The sequence below is a fragment of the Pseudomonas khorasanensis genome (assembly GCF_014268505.2).
GTDB classification, from domain to species: domain Bacteria; phylum Pseudomonadota; class Gammaproteobacteria; order Pseudomonadales; family Pseudomonadaceae; genus Aquipseudomonas; species Aquipseudomonas khorasanensis.
Window position 1 is genome coordinate 191,298 of the sequence record NZ_JABWQP020000009.1, and the last position, 21,232, is coordinate 212,529.

Below are 21,232 nucleotides of genomic sequence, written 5' to 3' on the forward strand. Positions count from 1 at the left end.
CGATCCTCGCTCAAGGCCAGGATCGATCCTCTCACTTCAAACGTCTTCCAATTCAACCAACGCGCTGCCTTCGCTGACCATGTCGCCTTCTTGGCAATACAGCGCCTTGATCACCCCGGCCTGCGGCGCACGGATGCTGTGTTCCATCTTCATGGCTTCCAGCACGACCAGTTGCGCGCCGGCCTCAACCGCTTGGCCGACCTCGACCAATACGCGCACGATGCTGCCGTTCATCGGTGCCGTCAGACCTCCCTGATGGCTGTGGCTGGCTTCGACGGCACTGATCGGATCGAACAGCTCAATGCGTCGCAACTCGCCTTCCCATTCCAGATACAACGAGCCGTCCTGACGAATCGCCCGCAACCGGCGGCGCACGCCGTCATGTTCGGTGACCAGTGCTTCGCCCTGCAGTTGTGCATGCGCCGGGCCCCCCAAGGTCAACGCGCGATCCTGCCCCTCACAACTCAAATGCAGGGTGATCTCTGGCGCCAAGCCCGCTCGCAACCCGCTGCCGGAGGACCACGGTGAAGCGGGATCATCCGCCCGCGCTCGCGCCGGCAAACTCTGCGCAAACGCCTGCGCTGCCGCCTCCCAGAACCTGTCGCTCAATGCGCCCGGCGCTGGCAGCAACTGCTCCTGATAACGTGGAATGAATCCGGTATCCAGTTCCGCCGCCGCAAACGCGGGGTGAGCGATGATCCGGCGCAGGAAGTTGATGTTGGTCTTCAGCCCGCCAATGGCGAACTCGTCGAGCATGGCCAGCAAACGCAAACGTGCCTGTTCGCGGTCCTCGCCCCAGGCAATCAATTTGCCGAGCATCGGATCGTAGAACGGCGAGATCTCATCACCTTGCTCGACCCCGCTATCCACCCGCCGCCCCGGTCCTTGCGCCGACTCGCGGTACAAGTCCAGACGCCCGGTTGCGGGCAGGAAATCATTCGCCGGATCCTCGGCATACAAGCGCACTTCAATCGCGTGGCCGCTGAGCGGTACCTGCGCCTGGGTGATCGGTAGCGCTTCGCCACGGGCCACGCGAATCTGCCAGGCCACCAGATCAAGCCCGGTGATCGCTTCGGTCACCGGGTGCTCGACCTGCAGCCGCGTGTTCATCTCCATGAAGAAGAACTCGCCGCGCGCATCCAGCAGAAACTCCACGGTGCCGGCGCCGACATAACCGATGGCCTGCGCTGAACGCACCGCGGCTTCGCCCATTGCGCGGCGCAATTGGGGCGTCAGGCCCGGCGCCGGAGCTTCTTCGACGACTTTCTGGTGACGGCGCTGAATCGAGCAGTCGCGCTCGTTGAGGTAGAGGCAATTGCCATGCTGGTCGGCGAATACCTGGATTTCGACATGGCGCGGCTTGAGCAAGTATTTCTCGACGAGCATTCGCGAATCGCCAAATGACGACTGCGCCTCTCGTTGCGCGGAGGCGAGAGCTTCGGCCAGTTGGCTGACGTCCTCAACCACTTTCATACCCTTGCCTCCACCGCCGGCCGTGGCCTTGAGCAGCACCGGGTAGCCAATGCGTTCGCAGGCGTCGCGGAAGGTCTCGAGATCCTGCGCCTCGCCGTGATAGCCCGGCACCAGTGGCACGCCAGCCTTTTCCATTAGCGCTTTGGCGGCGGATTTGCTGCCCATCGCGTCGATGGCCGAAGCGGGTGGGCCGAGAAATATCATGCCGGCGGCTTCGATGGCGCGGGCGAAACCTGCGTTCTCCGACAGAAAGCCGTAACCCGGATGAATCGCCTGGGCGCCGCTGTCTTTGGCTGCGGCGATCAATTTATCGATTTGCAGATAACTGTCTGCTGCTTTGCTGCCACCCAGATCGACGCGGATGTCAGCTTCACGGCTGTGCCGCGCGTCGCGGTCGGTGGCGCTGTGCACGGCAACCGTCGTAAGCCCCAGGGCCTTTGCGGTACGCATGACCCGGCACGCGATTTCGCCCCGGTTGGCCACCAGCAGAGTGGTAATCACAGGTGCGCTCATCAACGCGACTCCTTGGTGGATGCGGCTTGCCAGTTGGGTGCGCGTTTTTGCAGAAAGGCGCGCAAGCCTTCCTGGCCTTCAGGGCTGACGCGAATCCGGGCGATGGCGTTTTCGGTGTAGCGGCGCAGGGCGGGCGTCAGCGCGCCGTTGCCCACTTCACGCAGCAAGTCTTTGCTGGCGCGCAGGGCGGCGGGGCTGTTGAGCAGCAGATTGTCGATCCACTGTTCTACCTGTTGATCCAGTTCAGCGGCGGGATAGCTCTCGGCAAGCAAACCGATTTCTCGCGCCCGCTGACCGCCGAAGCGCTCGGCCGTCAGCGCATAGCGACGTGCTGCGCGCTCGCCAATGGCTTGCACCACGAACGGACTGATCACCGCTGGCGCCAGACCGATGCGCACTTCCGACAGGCAGAATTGCGCATCATCGGCGCCGATCGCCATGTCGCAGCAGCTGATCAAGCCCAACGCGCCGCCGAACGCCGCGCCTTGCACCACAGCCAAAGTGGGAATCTTCAACTTGGCGAGGTTGTACATCAGCTCCGCCAGTTCGCGGGCGTCGTCGAGGTTGGTGTGGTAATCGAGTTCCGCCGATTGCTGCATCCACGCCAGGTCAGCGCCTGCGCTGAAATGCTTGCCGCGCCCGCGCAGCAGAAGAAAACGCAGACTCGCATCGCTGGCCACCTTGTCGAGGGCAAGGATCAGTTCGCGGATCATTTCGGCGTTGAACGCATTGTTTTTTTCGGCGCGGTTGAGCCACAAGGTTGCGAAACCTCGTGGGTCGTTTTGCAGCTCGAGGGTGTTGAAGTCGTTCATCAGATTCTCCCGATCACATCCGGAACACGCCGAAGCGGCTCGGTTCGATTGGTGCGTTCAGCGACGCGGACAAGGCCAGAGCCAGCACATAGCGGGTCTGTGCGGGGTCGATGACGCCGTCGTCCCACAGCCGGGCGCTGGAATAGTAGGGGTGACCCTGCTCCTCATACTGATCGAGGATCGGCTGCTTGATTTCGCTTTCCTGCCCGGCCGTGAACGGCTGACCGCTGCGTTCGGCCTGTTCGCGCTTGACCTGCACCAGCACCCCGGCAGCTTGCTCGGCGCCCATCACGCCGATTCGGGCGTTGGGCCACATCCACAGGAAACGCGGATCGTATGCGCGACCGCACATGCCGTAGTTACCGGCACCGAAGCTGCCGCCGATGATCACGGTGAATTTCGGCACCTTGGCGCAGGCTACCGCCGTCACCAGTTTCGCGCCGTGCTTGGCGATGCCGCCGGCTTCGTATTTCTGGCCGACCATGAAACCGGTGATGTTTTGCAGAAACAGCAGTGGAATGCCGCGCTGGCAGGCCAGTTCGATGAAGTGCGCGCCTTTTTGCGCGGCTTCGGCGAACAGGATGCCGTTATTCGCCAGGATCGCGATCGGGTAACCATGCAGGTGAGCGAAACCGCAGACCAGCGTGGTGCCGAACAACGCCTTGAATTCATCGAACTCCGAGCCATCAACCAGCCGCGCAATCACCTCACGCACGTCAAACGGCTGCTTGGCGTCAGCCGGGACCACGCCGTACAACTCGTCGCTGGTGTACAGCGGCGCGATCGGCGTGCGTTGCTGCACTTCGCCGAGTTTGCGCCAGTTGAGGTTGGCGACGCTGCGGCGGGCGAGGGCGAGGGCGTGTTCGTCGCTCTCGGCGTAATGGTCAGCCACGCCAGACGTCTTGCAGTGCACATCGGCACCGCCCAGGTCTTCGGCGCTGACCACTTCACCGGTCGCGGCTTTCACCAGCGGCGGGCCGGCGAGGAAAATGGTCGCCTGATTGCGCACCATGATCGCCTCGTCCGCCATTGCCGGCACATAAGCGCCGCCGGCGGTGCAGGAGCCCATGACCACGGCGATCTGCGGGATGCCCATCGCGCTCATGTTGGCCTGATTGAAGAAGATGCGCCCGAAGTGTTCGCGATCCGGAAACACTTCATCCTGACGCGGAAGGTTGGCGCCGCCGGAGTCCACCAGATAAATGCACGGCAGGCGATTCTGTTGGGCGATGGTCTGGGCGCGCAGGTGTTTCTTCACGGTCAGCGGGTAATACGAGCCGCCTTTCACGGTCGCGTCGTTGGCGACGATCATGCATTCGACGCCTTCAACCCGGCCAATCCCGGCAATCACTCCGGCGGCAGGCACGTCTTCACCGTACACCGCGTGGGCCGCCAGTTGACTGATTTCCAGAAACGGCGAACCTGGATCGAGCAAGCGATTGATGCGCTCACGCGGCAGCAGTTTACCGCGCGAGGTATGCCGTTCCTGAGCTTTCGCGCCGCCACCCTGCGCCACTTGGGCGAGCAGTGTGTGCAGGTCGTCGACCTGTTTGAGCATCGCCGCGCTGTTGGCGGCGAACTCCGCTGAGCGCGGGTTGAGCTGTGTGTGCAAAATCATGGGCTACTCCGTAGCAGCTTCAAGTTTCAAGCGACAAGCTGCAAGTGAAGCAAGAGCGCGGTCCTCTTGCAGCTTGAGGCTTGCCGCTTGCCGCAGACGAATTTCATTTCGTCTCGTTAAACAGTTCGCGACCGATCAGCATGCGTCGAATTTCACTGGTGCCCGCGCCGATTTCGTAGAGCTTGGCATCGCGCAGCAAACGGCCTGCGGGGAACTCGTTGATGTAGCCGTTGCCGCCCAGAATCTGTATTGCATCGAGGGCCATTTGCGTGGCACGTTCGGCGGTGTAGAGGATCACCCCGGCGGCGTCCTTGCGCGTGGTTTCGCCGCGCTCGCAGGCTTGGGCCACGGCGTAGAGATAGGCGCGGCTGGCGTTGAGCTGCGTGTACATGTCGGCGACTTTGCCCTGGATCAGCTGAAACTCGCCGATGCTCTGGCCGAACTGCTTGCGGTCGTGGATGTAGGGCACGATCAGGTCCATGCATGACTGCATGATTCCGGTCGGGCCGCCCGAGAGCACGACGCGCTCGTAATCGAGGCCGCTCATCAACACTTTCACGCCGCCGTTGAGTACGCCGAGAATGTTTTCTTCCGGCACTTCGACGTCGTCGAAAAACAGCTCGCAGGTGTTGGAGCCGCGCATGCCGAGCTTGTCGAACTTGTTGCTGCGGCTGAAGCCTTTCCAGTCACGCTCGACGATGAATGCGGTGATGCCGTGGGGGCCTTTTTCCAGATCAGTCTTGGCGTAGATCACGTAGGTGTTGGCGTCGGGGCCGTTGGTAATCCAGGTTTTGCTGCCGTTGAGGACGAAACGGTCGCCGCGTTTGTCGGCGCGCAGCTTCATCGAGACCACGTCGGAACCGGCGTTCGGTTCGCTCATCGCCAAGGCGCCAACGTGCTCGCCGCTGATCAGCTTGGGCAGGTATTTGGTTTTTTGCTCGTGGTTGCCGTTGCGGTTGATCTGGTTGACGCAAAGATTCGAATGCGCGCCGTAAGACAACGCCACCGAGGCCGAACCACGGCTGATTTCTTCCATCGCCACCACATGCGCCAGGTAACCCAGGCCAGCACCGCCGTACTCTTCCGGCACGGTAATGCCCAGTAGGCCCATGTCGCCGAACTTGCGCCACATATCGGCCGGGAACAGATTGTCGATGTCGATTTGCGCAGCGCGGGGGGCGATCTGGTCGGCAACGAAGGACTGAACCTGATCGCGCAGCATGTCGATGGTTTCACCGAGGGCGAAGTTCAGGGATGGATAGCTCATGGGTCACCTTTTGGCTTTTTTATCGGGTGGAGCGCTCGAGAATCGGCGTTCAGCTTTACGTTAACGTAAAGCTTCATGAGTTCGACTGTCAATCGGCTTTACGTAAGCGTCAACTTGGGCGAGAGTAAGAGACAGTTTCGAAATTTCATCTATGCAAAATTGTGGCGAGGGAGCTTGCTCCCGCTCGAGCGCAAAGCGCTCGCAAAATGGCTGATCGCGGTAAATCTGCGTGCACCGAGCCGCAGCTTTCACGACTGCTACGCAGCCGAGCGGGAGCCAGCTCCCTCGCCACACATCAGCCTCAGCCCACTAATAAAGACAATAGGGGTCGTCATGGATCAACCCAATGCAAACCCGCAGCGCAGCTACGCCCGTGGCGCTCAGGACAAAGCCTTGCTGGCGATGACCATCGGTCAGCGTTTCGATCAGACCGTCGCGCAATACCCCGACGGTGAGGCGTTGGTGGTGCGCCATCAGCAGTTGCGTTATTCCTGGCGGCAACTCGCTGAGGCGGTGGATGTGCAGGCCAGAGCGTTGCTCGCACTCGGTTTGCAAACCGGCGACCGCCTCGGCATCTGGGCACCGAATTGCGCCCAGTGGTGCATCACGCAGTTCGCCACGGCGAAGATTGGCGTGATCCTGGTCAACATCAACCCTGCCTATCGCAGCTCCGAACTTGAATACGTGCTCAAGCAATCCGGTTGTCAGTGGCTGGTCTGCGCGGGATCGTTCAAAACCTCCAATTACCATGAGATGCTGCAGAGTCTGGCGCCGGAGCTGGCCGAGCACGCTATCGGTCAGTTGCGCAGCGAACGCGTGCCCGATTTGCGTGGCGTCATCAGCCTGGACGTGAGTCCGCCGCCCGGCTTTCTGCCGTGGTCGCAACTGAACGATCTGGCGGCCAGCGTCTCGTCCGATCTGTTACGCGAACGCAGCGACAGTCTGCACTTCGATCAGCCGGTGAACATCCAGTACACCTCCGGCACCACGGGTTTCCCCAAGGGCGCGACCCTTAGTCACTACAACATCCTCAATAACGGCTACATGGTGGGCGAAAGCCTTGGCCTGACGGCTGCAGACCGTCTGGTGATTCCGGTGCCGCTGTATCACTGCTTCGGCATGGTCATGGGCAACCTCGGCTGTGTCACCCACGCCAGCACCATGATCTATCCCAACGACGCCTTCGACCCGGCGCTGACCTTGCAAGCCGTGGCGCAGGAAAAAGCTACCGCGCTGTACGGCGTGCCCACCATGTTCATCGCCATGCTCGATCAGCCGCAACGGCACGCGTTCGATCTGTCGAGCCTGCGCACCGGGATCATGGCGGGCGCCACGTGTCCGATAGAGGTCATGCGTCGGGTGATCAACGAGATGCACATGAGCGAAGTGCAAATCGCCTATGGCATGACTGAAACCAGCCCGGTGTCGTTACAGACAGGGCCTGCGGATGAACTGGAATTGCGCGTGACCACGGTCGGTCGAACCCAGCCGCAACTGGAGAGCAAAATCATCGATGACGCCGGCAACCTGGTACCACGCGGCACCATCGGCGAATTGTGCACGCGCGGTTACAGCGTGATGCTCGGCTACTGGAACAATCCGCAGGCCACCGCCGACGCCATCGATGATGCCGGCTGGATGCACACCGGGGATCTGGCGAGCATGAACGAGGAGGGCTACGTCAACATCGCCGGGCGCAACAAGGACATGATCATTCGTGGTGGCGAGAATATTTATCCGCGTGAGCTGGAGGAGTTTTTCTTCACCCATCCGGCGGTGGCGGACGTTCAGGTAATCGGCATTCCGTGCTCGCGCTACGGTGAAGAAATCGTTGCCTGGATCAAGTTTCATCCGGGCCAAAGCGCCAGCGAGCTTGAGTTGCAGACGTGGTGCAAGGAGCGCATCGCCCACTTCAAGACGCCGCGCTACTTCAAGTTTGTCGAAGCGTTTCCGATGACGGTGACGGGCAAGATCCAGAAATTCCGCATGCGTGAGATCAGTATCGAAGAGCTGAAAGCGATCGGGGGATAACCACAACTTCTGTGGGAGCGAGCCTGCTCGCGAATGCAGTGTGTCATTCAGCGCAAATGTGTCTGATACACCGCTTTCGCGAGCAGGCTCGCTCCCACAGGGGATCAGCGGGGGAATTGCAATCTACAGAAAGCACAAAGGGGAGCCGAAGCTCCCCTTTAATTTGTCGTTGCGTGCTCTTTTTATTATTGAGGGGCGGTCTGTTGTTGTTTTTGGCAACCGTGGCCCTGTACAGCTTTTTGGCGACCCCCATCCGGGGTCAAGAGCAAACGTATTTTTTTGAGCGCTGATCTGCTTTCTCGTCAAACGATCCAACCGATTCGGGAGCTACCTGAAGGTAGTTTTATTGTTCTCTGCCCGGTTGCGGGTCACTCCTGAGAGCACCCTGAAAAGCACACCTTCTCCAAAAAAATCTGTTAGCTGCGTCTCTGCCGTGTTGTTTTTGTTATGTCAGAGTCGTTTCGTCTTGTTTTTATTGGTTTGCGGCTTTTTATTCTTGTTATGCGATAGAGATTGCAGGTGTCGTGCCAACTTTATTAAATCGTTTATATTCAACGACTTAGTGTTTTGGGAATTTTTAAGACCCGGCGAAGCCAGACAATTTGTTTCCGTGTTACTCGCTTTTGCCCCCATCACCGACGCAGCGGTAACACCTCACTGTGCGCTACGTGCCTTGGCCACGCGCGAACCGCTTGGGCGGCCGAGCACCGCGCTGATCTGCTGGCCCGCAACAATCAAGGCGTCCAGGTCGATACCGGTTTCGATCCCCAGGCCATTGAGCAGGTAGACGACGTCTTCGGTGGCAACGTTACCGCTCGCGCCTTTGGCATACGGACAGCCGCCGAGGCCTGCGATAGAGCTGTCGAAGACCGAGATGCCTTCCAGCAGACTGGCATAGATGTTGGCCATCGCCTGGCCGTAGGTGTCGTGGAAATGCCCGGCAAGTTTTTCCCTTGGCACGTGCGCTGAAACCACCTCGAACAAGCGGCGGGTGGCGCCCGCAGTGCCTGTGCCGATGGTGTCGCCCAGCGAAACTTCGTAGCAGCCCATCGCGTACAACTCGCGCGCAACCATCGCGACCTGCTCCGGCGCGACCGTGCCTTCATAAGGGCAGCCCAGCACGCAGGAAACGTAACCGCGCACGGTAACGCCGTGTTGCTTCGACGCTTCCATGATCGGCGCGAATCGCGCAAGGCTTTCACTGATAGAGCAGTTGATGTTGCGTTGCGAGAACGCTTCGGAGGCTGCGGCAAAAACCGCGACTTCCTTGACCCCGGCGGCAATCGCATCTTCAAACCCGCGCAGGTTCGGCGCCAGTGCGCCGTAGGTCACGCCAGGCTTGCGCTGAATCTGCGCGAATACCTCGGCGGAACCGGCCATCTGCGGCACCCATTTGGGCGAGACGAAACTGCCCACTTCGATATAGCCAAGGCCGGCGGCGCACAAGGCATCGACCAGTTGCACCTTGTCGGCCACGCTGATGGGCCGGGCTTCGTTCTGCAGGCCATCGCGCGGGCCGACTTCGATCAGGCGTACTTGGGAGGGGAGGGACATGGGCGGACCTGCTCTTCTGAATTCATGGAAATCCTGTGGGAGCGGGCTTGCCCGCGATGAGGCCGGGACATCCAGCAATGATGTTGGCTGAACCGACGCCATCGCGGGCAAGCCCACTCCCACAGGGAAAGTGTAGTGTCCGATTACTGGGCTATCTGCTGGCTATTGAGCGTCTGCTCCAGCGCCTGAACGCAGCGTTCCTCGGCGGTGTCGAGTTCCAGCTTCATCTGCTCGATATCGAGCAATTGCTGTTCAAGTTGCTCGCGCCGTTCGCTGATTTTCGCCAGCATGCTGTTGAGCTGTTTGGTGTTACCGCTGGACGGGTCGTAGAGTTCGATCAGTTCGCGGCATTCGGCCAGCGAAAAGCCGATGCGTTTGCCACGCAGGATCAGCTTCAGGCTGACTTTGTCGCGCGGCGAATAGATGCGCTCCTGGCCACGGCGCTCGGGACTGAGCAGGCCTTGCTCTTCATAAAAGCGGATCGCCCGCGTGGTGATGTCCAGCTCGCGGGCGAGGTCGGAAATGCTGTAGGTCTGACTGCTCATGAAAGCGCTCGGAAAAGGGACATGGCGCTAAGCTAATCGGTGGTTTACGTTTACGTCAAGCAGGATGGATTTGGGGTGTCTGTACAGGCCCCTTCGCGAGCAAGCTCGCTCCCACAGTGGATATGTGTTGAACACGGCATTTGTATCCGACGCAGACCCTGTGGGAGCGAGCTTGCTCGCGAAGAACGGTGACACGGTTTTGTGTACTACAGCTTATCCAGCTTCTTCTCATGCGCTGTCACTTGCTGGCACAACTCGATCATCTGCTCGCGCATCCAGCGATTGGCCGGGTCCTGATCGGTGCTTTCATGCCAGTACAGGTGTGTTTCCACTGGCGGCACATCGTTTACCGGCAGATTGAACGCGTGCAATTCATGGCGTCGGGCAAAGCGCTCCGGCACGGTCATGACCATGTCGGTCTGCTGCATCACTTGCGAGGCCATCAAATAGTGTTGCGAGCGCAGGGCGATCTTGCGCTGGATGCCCATTTTGCCCAGCGCCAGATCGACATAGCCCAGCCCGCTGCGGCGGCTGGAAATATGGATGTGGGTCAGCGACAGATAGTCATCGAGGCTGAGTTTCTCCTTGCCCGCCATCGGATGGCCCTTGCGCATGGCGCAGACGTAACGGTCTTCCATCAGCTTGACGTGGCGCACTTGCGGGTCGGTGTTCAGCGGCGCATCGACGGCGAAATCGAGACGTCCGGCCGCGAGTTCCTTGGTGGTTTCCCGGCGTTTGGACAGGAAACTTTCAATGATCACCGTCGGCGCCAGCCGCCGCAGACGCTGGAACAGCGGCGGCAGAATCACCGCTTCGGTGAGGTCGGTCATGCTGATGCGATAGGTCTTGGCCGCTTGGGCCGGGTTGAAAATCCGGCTTTCCTGCACCGACACGCGCAGCAGCGACAGGGCGTTACGCACCGGGCCGATGATGTTCTGCGCCATGGGCGTCGGCACCATGCCCTGGGCGGTACGCACAAAGAGCGGGTCGTTGAAGGTCTCGCGCAACCGCGCCAGGGCATTGGACACGGCCGGCTGGGTGATGCCGACAATCTGCCCGGCGCGGGTCAGGTTGGCTTCGGTATAGATCGCGTCGAAGACGATGAAAAGGTTGAGGTCGACCTTGCTCAGATTCATAACGCGTTTTTCTCTTGTTATTAAGGGCTGTGTTTAAGGGCTGACGATCAGTCGATCATATATCGGTGATGAATGTTAATACACGCCGAGAATAGGCTAGGTAAATTATCAACGCTGTTCTAGCATCGATTGCATGACCTAAACAACCTCCAGATAAAGAAGGTAATGCTCATGGATTTCGCTTATTCGCCCAAGGTTCAGGAACTGCGCGAGCGCGTGACCGCGTTCATGGACACTTACGTTTATCCGGCCGAAGCCGTGTTCGAGCGCCAGGTTGCCGAGGGCGACCGCTGGCAGCCGACCGCGATCATGGAAGAGCTCAAGGCGAGGGCCAAGGCTGAGGGGTTGTGGAATCTGTTTTTGCCGGAGTCCGAGCTCGGTGCCGGTCTGACCAACCTCGAATACGCGCCGCTGGCGGAGATCATGGGCCGTTCCCTGCTGGGGCCCGAGCCGTTCAACTGCTCGGCACCGGACACCGGCAACATGGAAGTGCTGGTGCGCTACGCCAACGAAGAACAGAAACAGCGCTGGCTCGAACCGCTGCTGCGCGGTGAGATCCGTTCGGCATTCGCCATGACCGAGCCTGACGTGGCGTCGTCCGATGCCACCAACATGGCCGCCCGTGCCGAGCGTCAGGGTGACGAGTGGGTGATCAACGGCAAAAAATGGTGGACCTCGGGGGCCTGCGATCCGCGCTGCAAGATCCTTATCTTCATGGGCCTGAGCAATCCTGATGCGCCGCGTCACGCTCAGCATTCGATGATCCTGGTGCCGGTCGACACCCCCGGGGTGAAGATCGTTCGTCCGCTGCCCGTCTTTGGTTACGACGACGCACCGCACGGCCACGCCGAAGTGCTGTTCGACAACGTACGCGTGCCGTACGAAAACGTCCTGTTGGGTGAAGGGCGCGGCTTCGAAATTGCTCAGGGTCGTCTTGGCCCGGGCCGGATTCACCACTGCATGCGGTCGGTCGGCATGGCTGAGCGTGCGCTGGAACTGATGTGCAAACGCTCGGTGAGCCGCAGCGCATTCGGTAAACCGCTGGCGCGTCTGGGCGGCAACATCGACAAGATCGCCGACTCGCGGATGGAAATCGACATGGCGCGCCTGCTGACGCTGAAGGCGGCGTACATGATGGACACTGTCGGCAACAAGATTGCGAAAAGCGAGATTGCGCAGATCAAGGTCGTTGCGCCAAACGTCGCGCTGCGAGTGATTGACCGGGCGATCCAGATGCATGGCGGGGCAGGGGTGTCGAACGATTTCCCGCTGGCCTACATGTACGCCATGCAACGCACCCTGCGCCTGGCTGACGGCCCGGACGAAGTGCACCGCGCGGCGATCGGCAAATTCGAAATCGGCAAATACGTGCCGAAGGAAATGCTGCGTAGCGCCCAGTAACACCGCGTCGCCTGCTTCGCGAGCAAGCTCGCTCCCACAAGATTTGTGCACGCCACAGATCCAATGTGGGAGCGAGCCTGCTCGCGAAAGGGCCTGTACATTCAGCACATCGACATCAGGATCAATACACCCAAACCTCCACCCGCCGATTCTTGATCCTTCCTTCATCCGCACTGTTCGCCGCCACCGGCATCTGCGCGCCAAACCCGCGCACTTCGCGCATGACCACGCCATTCCTGACCAACTCACGGCGCACTGCCATCGCCCGCAGCTTCGACAGCAAATCCGCCCGCGCCGGGTCATCCTTGACATCGCCAAAGCCCACCAGCGTGACCGCGCGGTCCGTCTTGCCGTGGCGCTTTATATAGTCGAGCACCCGGGCCAGATCCTGCCGCGCCTTATTATCCAGTTTCGCGCTGCCCTCGGCAAAACGGAAATTCACCGTCAGACGCTGGGCATGACGGCTCAGGGATTGATAACCCTCCGGCATCAGCGCATTCGGCGTGACGCTCATGGCATGAACCGTCTGACTGACAAAACCGCTGGCCGCCACGATCGCCTGACCCTGCTGGCTTTGCGCAAACATGACCAACGCCTGCGCCCAGGGATTCTGGCTGTCGGGCGGCAGATAAAAGAACAGCCGCCGCGACAACGGATAATCTTCGGTGGCGATCAAAGTGCTGAGCGGCAACATTGGCTGCGACGCACCATCGGCGATCGCCACGGCTTTTGCCTGGCGCACGTAAGGCAAACCGATGAAGCCGATGCCTTGCGGGTCGGCGCTGACGGCATCGGACAATTGCTCGCTGGATTCGAACCGTTTCGCTGCACTGCTCAGATGTTTCCCACGAGCATTGAGGACCAACTCCTTGAACGTGTCGTAGGTGCCGGACTGATCATCCCGCGCATATAAATGTATCGCGCCACCACGGCCGCCGAGGTCTTCCCAGGTTTTCACTTCACCGGCAAAGATCCGCGCCAGTTGCTCGGTGCTCAGTTGTTGCAGCGGATTGGCCGGGTTGAGGATGATCGCCAAACCGTCGATGGCGATGACTTGCTCTGCCGTCGGGCTTTTCAGGTCGCCGAGAGTTTGCAGGGCCAGGAGCTCGCTGTCCTTGATTTCACGGGAAGCGGCCGCCAGGTCGGCGTTGGCATTTTTCAGCGCAGTGAAACCGGTGCTGGAACCGTGGGCGGCGACTTCGATGACCACGCGTTGCCCTTGGGCAGTCTGACCGACGATGCGTTGTTCGTTGGCGGAATCCGGAGTCTCGCGGTGGATTTTCAGCAGGCCTTGTTCCTGCAGCAGGCCTTCGATCAGCGCCGGGCCAAGTTCGGCGCCGATGGTGTTGGAACCCTGAATGCGCAGTGCCGGGCCGTTTTCGGGAATTGGCAGGACCGCGGCCGAAACCGTCAGCCAGGCGCTCAGTAGGAAAATGCACAAAACACGCAGGGTCATGCCGGCACCGGATCAAGCCAAGGGGATTGCCGGGGAGATTAAGTCAGTCGCATGACCGAAAGATGACAGGGGATTACCTGTGGGAGCGAGCCTGCTCGCGAATGCGGCGTGTCAGTCGAAAAATACGTCGCTGATCCGCCGCATTCGCGAGCAGGCTCGTTCCCACAATGAAAATTCCGTCAGGCTGGATCAGGCCAGTTCAAGCCAGATCGGCGCGTGGTCCGACGGTTTCTCCATCCCGCGCAGTTCGTAATCCACGCCCGCGTCCTTGACCCGTGGCAGCAAGCCATTGGACGCCAGGATCACATCGATGCGCAGCCCGCGTTTCGGCTCGTCTTCAAAGCCCCGGCTGCGGTAGTCGAACCAGCTGAACATATCGGTCACGTCCGGGTTCAGGTGGCGATAGCTGTCGGTCAGGCCCCAGTTTTTCAGGCGCGCCATCCACTCGCGCTCTTCCGGCAGAAAGCTGCATTTGCCGGTTTTCAGCCAGCGCTTCATGTTGTCCGGGCCGATGCCGATGTCGCAGTCTTGCGGCGAAATGTTCACATCGCCCATCACCACCAGCGGCTGTTCGTTGTGAAACTGGCCTTCCAGCAGCGCTTGAAGATCGCTGTAGAAACGCTGCTTGGCAGGAAATTTGGTCGGATGGTCGCGGCTTTCGCCCTGTGGGAAATAGCCGTTCATGATCGTCACCGGCACGCCATTGGCGTCGGCGAAGGTGCCCCAGATGAAGCGGCGCTGGGCGTCTTCTTCATCGGTGGCAAAACCCTTGTGAATGGCGATCGGTTCTTTGCGCGAGAGCAGGGCGACGCCGTAATGACCTTTCTGGCCATGAAAGTGCACGTGGTAGCCGAGGGCGCGAATGTCTTCGTGGGGGAACTGGTCGTCGTGAACCTTGGTTTCCTGCAGACCGATCACGTCGGGCTGATGTTTTTCGATCAGCGCTGCCAGCTGATGCGGACGGGCACGCAGTCCGTTGATGTTGAAGGAAACGATCTTCATGGTCGGCAGTCCTGGCAAAAGGGCGATGCTAGCCGACATGGGAGAGATGGGCCAGTGTGGGAGAAATCATTTTGGCCTGTGGGATTTATGCTTTTTGTGACGGCCTCTTCGCGAGCAGGCTCGCTCCCACATTTGCAACGCGTTCTACTGTGGGAGCGAGCCTGCTCGCGAAGAGGCCGGCAAAATCGATGAAAAAAGGGACTTGGTCTATACCTGTCAGGGGAACCACACCATTCGCCCAAGGTTCGTACCAACAAGCGCGCCATCTCTCGAGCGCGCCCCGGAGTATCACCGCATGCCTGAAACCCAGACCGCCATCGCCGACATTCATATGCTCGACCGCGGCTACTCGCGCGAAGCCCGCTCGCTGCTGTATCAGGCTTACCGCCACGAGCCGACGTTCGGCTACCTGTTCGAGGCCGAGCGTCCCGGTTATGAACAGCGCGTGCGCGCCACGGTGCGCGAGCTGGTCAAACAGCATTTCCTGCAGGATTTGCCGGCCATCGGCCTGTTGGTCAACGACCGCTTGATCGGTATCGCCCTCATCGCGCCGCCGCAACGTCGTCTGGGCATTACCGAAAGTTGGGCGTGGCGTTTGCGCATGGTGCTCAGTACCGGTTTTCGCTGCACCCGACGCTATCTGGAATATCACGATGCAGTGGCCGCGTGCGTGCCCGGCGACTCGGTGCACATGCTGCCGTTGCTGGGGGTTCATCCGCAGTTTCAGGGCAAGCACTATGGCGAGCAATTGCTCACTGCCGTGCACAACTGGTGCGCTGTCGACGAAACCTCGCAAGGCGTGGTGCTCGACACCGGCAACCCGCGCTATCTGGAATTCTATAAAAGGCAGGGTTATCAGGAGATCGGCGAGGTTGCCGTCGGGCCGGTGCGAGAACATGTATTTTTCCACGCCAACCCCCAGGTGTTACAAACAGCAACGGGTTAACGATAGAACTTCTTGGGAAATTTCCTGTTCTATCAGGCTCCCAAGCCCGTGATAGCATCCGCGCCTATGAAGTTTCCACGAAGATTTACCAGCGGCGTGCTCATGCTGTTATCCAGCTGCGCGGCGCTGGCGCAAAGCGAATTGGATGTACGGATCAAACCGTCCAACGATGAACTCAAGGCCAATATAGAAGGCTATATCGGCAGCCTCGGCGATCGCGACGAAGAAGCCTTGCTGCGCTTCAGTCGCGGGGCCGAAGAGCAGGCGCGCAAAGCGGCCCAGGCGCTGGGCTATTACCAGCCGCAAATCGAAAGTGACGTAAAGGGCGGGGAAAACCCGCGCCTGGTGCTGAACATCGATCCCGGCGAGCCGATCCGCCTGCGCAACGTCACCATCCGTGTCGATGGCCCGGCGGCTTCCCTCAAATCCTTTCGCGTGCCCAAAAGCGACCTGCTCAAATCCGGCGCGGTGCTCAACCATGGCCGTTACGAAGACGCCAAACGCGTAATCCAGAATCAAGCCTCGCGCTTCGGTTATTTCAGCGGTCATTTCACCAGCCAGAAATTGTTGGTCGATCCGCGTGCGGGTGTGGCCGACATCGAATTGATCTATGACAGCGGCCCACGCTATGCGCTGGGCAAGGTCAGTTTCGAGGGCGACACGCCGTTCGACGAAGATCTGTTGCAGCGCATGGTGCCGTTCAAGGAAGGCGAGCCTTACGATTCGGAGCTGATCGCCGAGCTCAACCGCGACCTGCAGTCGAGCGGCTATTTCGAAGGCGTGCGCGTTGACGCGGCGCCAACAGCAGCACAAAAAAATGTGATCCCGGTCGGCGTCAAACTCGACACCCGCAAACCGCGCACCATGGGCCTGGGCCTCGGTTACTCCACCGACGTCGGTCCACGTGTCAGGGCCAACTGGACGCGGCACTGGGTCAATCCGCAGGGTGACAGTTATGGCTGGGAGGCCGAACTCTCGGCGCCACGGCAGAACGTCGGGCTGTTCTATGACATCCCGCTCGACCCGCCACTGACCGACAAACTGCGTTGGGCCGGCGGCTATCAGTTCGAAGACATCGAAGGCTCCGACACGCTGAGCAAACTGCTGACCTTTGGCCCGGAATGGCACAGCAAGTTGCCCAGCGGCTGGCAGCGGGTGATCTCGCTGAAATGGCAGCGCGAGGAATACGAGCTGGGTGACGACTCCGGCCTGAGCACCTTGCTGATGCCGGGCATCAGCTACTCGTACCTCAAAAGCGACAATCGCATCGACCCGCACAACGGTTATCGCCTGAGCTTCGAGAGCAAAGTGGCGAAGGAAGGTCTGGGTTCGGACAACAACCTTTTATACGGCACCGCGTTGGTCAAAGGCCTGACCACGGTGTTCGACAAGCACCGACTGCTTGGCCGGGTGCAGGTTGGCGGCAGCGCCACCAATGGCTACAACTCGATTCCGCCGTCACTGCGCTTCTTCGCCGGGGGCGATCAGAGCGTGCGCGGTTACGACTACCAGAGCCTGTCGCCGAAGAACTCCGACGGTGACCGCATTGGTGGCCGCTACATGATTGCCGGCAGCGTCGAGTATCAGTATTCGATCGCCGAGAAATGGCGGGTCGCGACGTTTGTCGACCAAGGCAATTCTTTCAATAAACTTGAACTGCCCGACCTCAAGACCGGGGTCGGTGTGGGTGTGCGCTGGGTCTCGCCGGTCGGTCCGATCCGTCTTGACCTGGCCCACGCGCTGGACGACGACGGCGGCATCCGGCTGCACTTTTCCATGGGGCCTGAGCTTTGAAACGTGGTCTGAAAATAACGGCGCTGACGCTATTGGCGCTGGTGCTGTTGATCGTCTTCAGTCTCGCAGCATTGCTCGGCACCCAGGCCGGCAGCCGTTGGGCGCTGGGCTTCGTGCCGGGACTGAGCGTGGAGAACTTTCAGGGTCGCCTTGGCGGTCAGTGGAGTGCCGATCATCTGATATGGCAGCAGGACACGAGCCGCGTCGAACTGAACAGGGCGATCTTCGCCTGGTCGCCGCTGTGCCTGATGCGCATGACCCTGTGCATCGATCAGCTCAAGTCCGAGCAAGTGATTCTGCAATTTCCGCCGAGCCAGGAAACCACTGAAAGTGGGCCGATCACATTGCCTGATCTGCAGTTGCCGGTGGCCATCGAACTGGGCGACGTCGAGGTCGGCAGTCTGTTGTTCAACGGCAGCGAACAACTCAAGGGGTTGCAACTGGCGGCGCACTGGACTGCTCAAGGCCTGAAGATCGACAGCGTGAAATTGCAGCGTGATGAACTGAGCCTGAACCTGACCGGCCTCCTGCAACCCACCGGCAACTGGCCGCTGAATATCCAGGGCGACCTGACCCTGCCAGCACCGGGGACCGAGCCATGGACACTGGCACTGAAGGTGGATGGCGACCTGCTGAAAACCCTCAACCTGCACGCCGACAGCCGTGGCTACCTCGACGGTCAGTTGAGCGGTGAACTGCAAGCGCTGGCGGAAAACCTGCCGGCCAAGGTGCGCATCACCAGCGAGGCATTCAAGCCGAGCGCCGACCTGCCCGACACGTTGCAATTCAACCAGCTTGTCCTCACTGGCGAAGGCGATCTGAAAAACGGTTACCAGCTACTCGGCAACGCCACGCTGCCTGCCGAAAAAGCCCCCGTGGCGTTGTTGCTCAAAGGCAAGGTCGACGGCAACGGCGCGCAAATCGCAGGGCTCGACCTTAACGCCAGTGACGCACAAAGCCTCAAACTCACCGGAAATGTCGACTGGAGCAAAGGCCTCAGCGCCCAGGCCAACATCAATTGGCAAGACTTCCCCTGGCACCGGCTCTACCCGGAGATCGACGAGCCGCAAGTCGCGTTGCGCACCTTCACCGGCGAAGTCTCTTACACCGACGGCAAGTACCTGGGCAATTTCGCCGCCGCCCTGGATGGCCCGGCGGGCGCGTTCACCCTGAGCAGTCCGTTCAGCGGCAGCCTGGAACAGATCGCCTTGCCGCAACTGGTGATGCAAGCCGGGCAGGGCAAGGCGCAAGGGCACGTCAATGTACGTTTTGCGGATGGCATCGCCTGGGATACCGCGCTGGACTTGTCGGCGCTCAACCCGGCGTACTGGGTGGCGGAATTGCCGGGCACCCTGGCCGGGCCGCTGAAGAGCAAAGGCGAGATGAAGAACGATCAACTCAGCCTCAGCGCCGACCTTGACCTCAAAGGCAAACTGCGCGGGCAACCGGCGACTCTGCAAGCCAAGGCCGACGGCGCTGGCGAGCGGTGGAACCTCAACGCCTTGCAAATCCGCCTCGGCGACAACAGCATCAGCGGCAAGGGCAGCCTGCAGGACAAACTCGGCGGCCAGATCGACATCAAGCTGCCGCGTCTGGCCCAGCTCTGGCCGCAATTGCGCGGACAGATCAACGGTCAGGTTAACGTCGCCGGTACGCTAAAGGCGCCGCAGGGCAAGCTGGATCTGCAAGGTTCGCAACTGGCCTTCCAGGACAATCGCCTGCAAAGCCTCAACCTCGATGCGACGCTCGACAGTGCGCAGCGGGCGAAGATTGATCTGAAAGGCACCGGCATTCAAACGGGTGATACGTCGCTCGGCACCCTGACCGCCAGCGCTCAGGGCGATATCAAAAAGCAGAAACTCATTCTCGACCTGATCGGACCCAAGCTGAAACTGGCGCTGGGGCTGGATGGCAATCTGGACAAAGGCAATTGGCGCGGGCGGTTGGCGAGCGGTGACATTCAGGCCGGTGGCCAGGACTGGAAACTGCAAGCACCGGCCAGACTCGAACGCCTGGCTGACGGCCAGATCAATTTTGGCGCCCACTGCTGGCTGTCCGGCGACGCCAGCCTGTGCGGTGAAGACCAGCGGCTGATGCCCGAGCCAAAGCTGCGTTATCACCTCAAGCAATTCCCGATCGAAAGCCTCGCGCAGTGGCTGCCCAAGGACTTCGCCTGGCAGGGCCGGCTCAACGCCGATCTGCAACTGGACCTGCCGGCCAGCGGCCCGAACGGCGTGGTCAGCGTCGATGCCAGCGGCGGCATTTTGCGCGTACGTGACAAGGAACAATGGCTGGACTTCCCGTACCAGACGCTCAAGCTCAGCAGCAAACTGACGCCCAAACGCGTCGACACCGAGCTCAACTTCGTTGGCGGCAAACTCGGCGAGTTGATGGTGCAGGCGCAGCTCAATCCGCTGCCGAAAAACAAACCGCTGAGCGGCTCGTTCCGCCTCACTGGCCTCGACCTGTCAGTAGCGCGGCCGTTCGTGCCGATGGTGGAAAAGCTCACCGGCCGGCTCAACGGCAGTGGCACGCTTTCCGGTGGCCTGCTTGCGCCACTGGTCAACGGCACGGTGCAGCTCAGCGACGGTGAAGTGTCCGGCGCCGAACTGCCGATGGAGCTGCAGGACTTGCAACTCAAAGCGGTGATTGCCGGCGAATCGGTGCGTCTGGACGGCGGATGGAAAAGCGGCAGGACCGGCCAGGGCAGCCTCGACGGCAACGTCGCCTGGGGTCAGGCGCTGGTGGTCGATCTGGCGCTCAAGGGCACGCAGTTGCCGGTCAGCGTCGAACCCTACGCCAAGCTCGAGATGGCGCCGGATCTGAAGATTTCGATGGCCGGCGATGAGCTGAAGATCGCCGGTAAAGTTCTGGTGCCCAAAGGCGAAATCATCGTTCGGGAGCTGCCGCCGTCAACGGTGAAAGTCTCCGATGACACGATCATCGTCGGTGCGCAGACCGAAGAGGGCAAGCCACCGATCGCGATGAAAATGGACATCGACGTGATCGTTGGCCAGGACAAGTTGAGCTTCGCCGGTTTTGGTCTCACCGCCAACCTGCAAGGTCAAGTGCACATCGGCGACAACATGGACACGCGCGGCGAGCTGTGGCTCAACGACGGCCGCTATCGCGCCTACGGCCAGCGCCTGACCGTACGGCGTGCACGTCTGCTGTTCGCCGGGCCCATCGACCAGCCGTATCTCGACATCGAAGCCATCCGCCAGACTGACGACGTGATTGCCGGCATTCGCCTGAGCGGCAGCGCAGAACAGCCCACCACTCAGATCTTTTCCGAGCCGGCCATGAGTCAGGAGCAGGCGCTGTCCTATCTGGTGCTGGGGCGTCCGCTGAGCACCAGCGGCGAGGACAACAACATGCTCGCGCAAGCAGCGCTGGGCCTGGGTTTGATGGGCAGCGCCGGGGTAACCAGTGGCCTGGCCAACGATTTAGGGATTCAGGATTTCCAGCTCGACACTCAGGGCAGCGGCAACGACACCAGCGTCGTCGCCAGCGGCAATATCTCCGAGAAACTCAGCTTGCGCTACGGCGTTGGCGTATTCGAACCCGCCAGCACCATCGCCCTGCGCTACAAGCTGAGCAAGAAGGTGTATGTCGAGGCGGCCAGCGGCGTGGCGAGTTCGCTGGATATTTTCTATAAGCGCGATTTCTGAAGATTTTCTGAAA

General features: G+C 60.6%; 14 protein-coding genes. 5 read left to right on the forward strand and 9 right to left on the reverse strand.

Features of this window, described 5'->3' with window-relative positions; all coding sequences use genetic code 11:
* Nucleotides 1-36 precede the first annotated feature (36 nt).
* From HU727_RS18900 to HU727_RS18915, 4 genes are all read right to left on the reverse strand, one after another.
* The gene (locus HU727_RS18900; protein ID WP_186534223.1) at nt 37-1,986 is read right to left on the reverse strand and encodes an acetyl/propionyl/methylcrotonyl-CoA carboxylase subunit alpha; all 1,950 of its coding nucleotides are present in this window, start codon (nt 1,984-1,986) and stop codon (nt 37-39) included.
* Nucleotides 1,986-2,798, reverse strand: a complete 813-nt coding sequence (locus tag HU727_RS18905; protein WP_186534222.1) for a gamma-carboxygeranoyl-CoA hydratase — start codon at nt 2,796-2,798, stop codon at nt 1,986-1,988. Before HU727_RS18905 ends, HU727_RS18900 begins: the two co-directional genes overlap by 1 nt.
* A gap of 13 nt (nt 2,799-2,811) precedes the next feature.
* Nucleotides 2,812-4,416 (reverse strand): carboxyl transferase domain-containing protein, encoded by a 1,605-nt coding sequence (locus HU727_RS18910; RefSeq protein ID WP_186534221.1) that lies wholly within the window; start codon nt 4,414-4,416, stop codon nt 2,812-2,814.
* 103 nt (nt 4,417-4,519) lie between these two features.
* Nucleotides 4,520-5,683: an isovaleryl-CoA dehydrogenase gene (locus HU727_RS18915; protein ID WP_186534220.1), complete on the reverse strand. Its 1,164-nt coding sequence runs from the start codon at nt 5,681-5,683 to the stop codon at nt 4,520-4,522.
* Between the two features lie 333 nt (nt 5,684-6,016).
* On the opposite strand from HU727_RS18915, the gene HU727_RS18920 reads away from it, so the two are divergent.
* A complete protein-coding gene (locus HU727_RS18920; RefSeq protein ID WP_186534219.1) occupies nt 6,017-7,714 on the forward strand; it encodes an AMP-binding protein in 1,698 nt (565 codons plus the stop codon).
* Between the two features lie 654 nt (nt 7,715-8,368).
* On the opposite strand, the gene HU727_RS18925 is transcribed toward HU727_RS18920, so the two are convergent.
* From HU727_RS18925 to HU727_RS18935, 3 genes are all read right to left on the reverse strand, one after another.
* Nucleotides 8,369-9,268 carry a hydroxymethylglutaryl-CoA lyase gene (locus HU727_RS18925; RefSeq protein WP_186534218.1) on the reverse strand — a complete coding sequence of 300 codons (900 nt, stop codon included), beginning with the start codon at nt 9,266-9,268 and terminating at the stop codon, nt 8,369-8,371.
* Nucleotides 9,269-9,411: 143 nt separating this feature from the next.
* Entirely contained in the window at nt 9,412-9,813 is a 402-nt protein-coding gene (locus HU727_RS18930) for a MerR family transcriptional regulator (RefSeq protein WP_186534217.1), read from the reverse strand.
* A gap of 206 nt (nt 9,814-10,019) precedes the next feature.
* Nucleotides 10,020-10,949 (reverse strand): LysR family transcriptional regulator, encoded by a 930-nt coding sequence (locus HU727_RS18935; protein ID WP_186534216.1) that lies wholly within the window; start codon nt 10,947-10,949, stop codon nt 10,020-10,022.
* Between the two features lie 171 nt (nt 10,950-11,120).
* Here HU727_RS18935 and HU727_RS18940 point away from each other — a divergent pair, with 171 nt between their 5' ends.
* On the forward strand, nt 11,121-12,350 hold the full coding sequence (locus HU727_RS18940; RefSeq protein ID WP_186534215.1) for an acyl-CoA dehydrogenase: 1,230 nt from the start codon (nt 11,121-11,123) through the stop codon (nt 12,348-12,350).
* A gap of 121 nt (nt 12,351-12,471) precedes the next feature.
* On the opposite strand, the gene HU727_RS18945 is transcribed toward HU727_RS18940, so the two are convergent.
* Together HU727_RS18945 and xthA are read right to left on the reverse strand one after the other, a co-directional pair.
* Entirely contained in the window at nt 12,472-13,806 is a 1,335-nt protein-coding gene (locus HU727_RS18945) for a substrate-binding domain-containing protein (RefSeq protein ID WP_186534214.1), read from the reverse strand.
* Nucleotides 13,807-13,995: 189 nt separating this feature from the next.
* A complete protein-coding gene (gene xthA / locus HU727_RS18950) occupies nt 13,996-14,808 on the reverse strand; it encodes an exodeoxyribonuclease III (protein WP_186534213.1) in 813 nt (270 codons plus the stop codon).
* Between the two features lie 295 nt (nt 14,809-15,103).
* Between xthA and HU727_RS18955 the strand changes: the two genes are divergently transcribed.
* The 3 genes from HU727_RS18955 (at nt 15,104) to HU727_RS18965 (ending at nt 21,219) form a co-directional block, all read left to right on the forward strand.
* The gene (locus HU727_RS18955) at nt 15,104-15,754 is read left to right on the forward strand and encodes a GNAT family N-acetyltransferase (protein ID WP_186534212.1); all 651 of its coding nucleotides are present in this window, start codon (nt 15,104-15,106) and stop codon (nt 15,752-15,754) included.
* Between the two features lie 66 nt (nt 15,755-15,820).
* Nucleotides 15,821-17,548, forward strand: coding sequence for an autotransporter assembly complex protein TamA (locus tag HU727_RS18960; protein ID WP_186534211.1), 1,728 nt, complete (start codon nt 15,821-15,823; stop codon nt 17,546-17,548).
* Nucleotides 17,545-21,219: a translocation/assembly module TamB domain-containing protein gene (locus HU727_RS18965; RefSeq protein WP_186534210.1), complete on the forward strand. Its 3,675-nt coding sequence runs from the start codon at nt 17,545-17,547 to the stop codon at nt 21,217-21,219. Before HU727_RS18960 ends, HU727_RS18965 begins: the two co-directional genes overlap by 4 nt.
* Nucleotides 21,220-21,232: the final 13 nt, after the last annotated feature.

What these genes read in the sequence shown, in the direction of transcription:
- HU727_RS18960 (WP_186534211.1), top strand. Translation starts at nt 15,821, where the DNA reads ATGAAGTTTCCACGAAGATTTACCAGCGGCGTGCTCATGCTGTTATCC.
- HU727_RS18945 (WP_186534214.1), bottom strand. Translation starts at nt 13,806, where the DNA reads ATGACCCTGCGTGTTTTGTGCATTTTCCTACTGAGCGCCTGGCTGACG.
- HU727_RS18915 (WP_186534220.1), bottom strand. Translation starts at nt 5,683, where the DNA reads ATGAGCTATCCATCCCTGAACTTCGCCCTCGGTGAAACCATCGACATG.
- HU727_RS18910 (WP_186534221.1), bottom strand. Translation starts at nt 4,416, where the DNA reads ATGATTTTGCACACACAGCTCAACCCGCGCTCAGCGGAGTTCGCCGCC.
- HU727_RS18930 (WP_186534217.1), bottom strand. Translation starts at nt 9,813, where the DNA reads ATGAGCAGTCAGACCTACAGCATTTCCGACCTCGCCCGCGAGCTGGAC.
- HU727_RS18900 (WP_186534223.1), bottom strand. Translation starts at nt 1,986, where the DNA reads ATGAGCGCACCTGTGATTACCACTCTGCTGGTGGCCAACCGGGGCGAA.
- HU727_RS18920 (WP_186534219.1), top strand. Translation starts at nt 6,017, where the DNA reads ATGGATCAACCCAATGCAAACCCGCAGCGCAGCTACGCCCGTGGCGCT.
- HU727_RS18905 (WP_186534222.1), bottom strand. Translation starts at nt 2,798, where the DNA reads ATGAACGACTTCAACACCCTCGAGCTGCAAAACGACCCACGAGGTTTC.
- HU727_RS18925 (WP_186534218.1), bottom strand. Translation starts at nt 9,268, where the DNA reads ATGTCCCTCCCCTCCCAAGTACGCCTGATCGAAGTCGGCCCGCGCGAT.
- HU727_RS18935 (WP_186534216.1), bottom strand. Translation starts at nt 10,949, where the DNA reads ATGAATCTGAGCAAGGTCGACCTCAACCTTTTCATCGTCTTCGACGCG.
- HU727_RS18955 (WP_186534212.1), top strand. Translation starts at nt 15,104, where the DNA reads ATGCCTGAAACCCAGACCGCCATCGCCGACATTCATATGCTCGACCGC.
- xthA (WP_186534213.1), bottom strand. Translation starts at nt 14,808, where the DNA reads ATGAAGATCGTTTCCTTCAACATCAACGGACTGCGTGCCCGTCCGCAT.
- HU727_RS18940 (WP_186534215.1), top strand. Translation starts at nt 11,121, where the DNA reads ATGGATTTCGCTTATTCGCCCAAGGTTCAGGAACTGCGCGAGCGCGTG.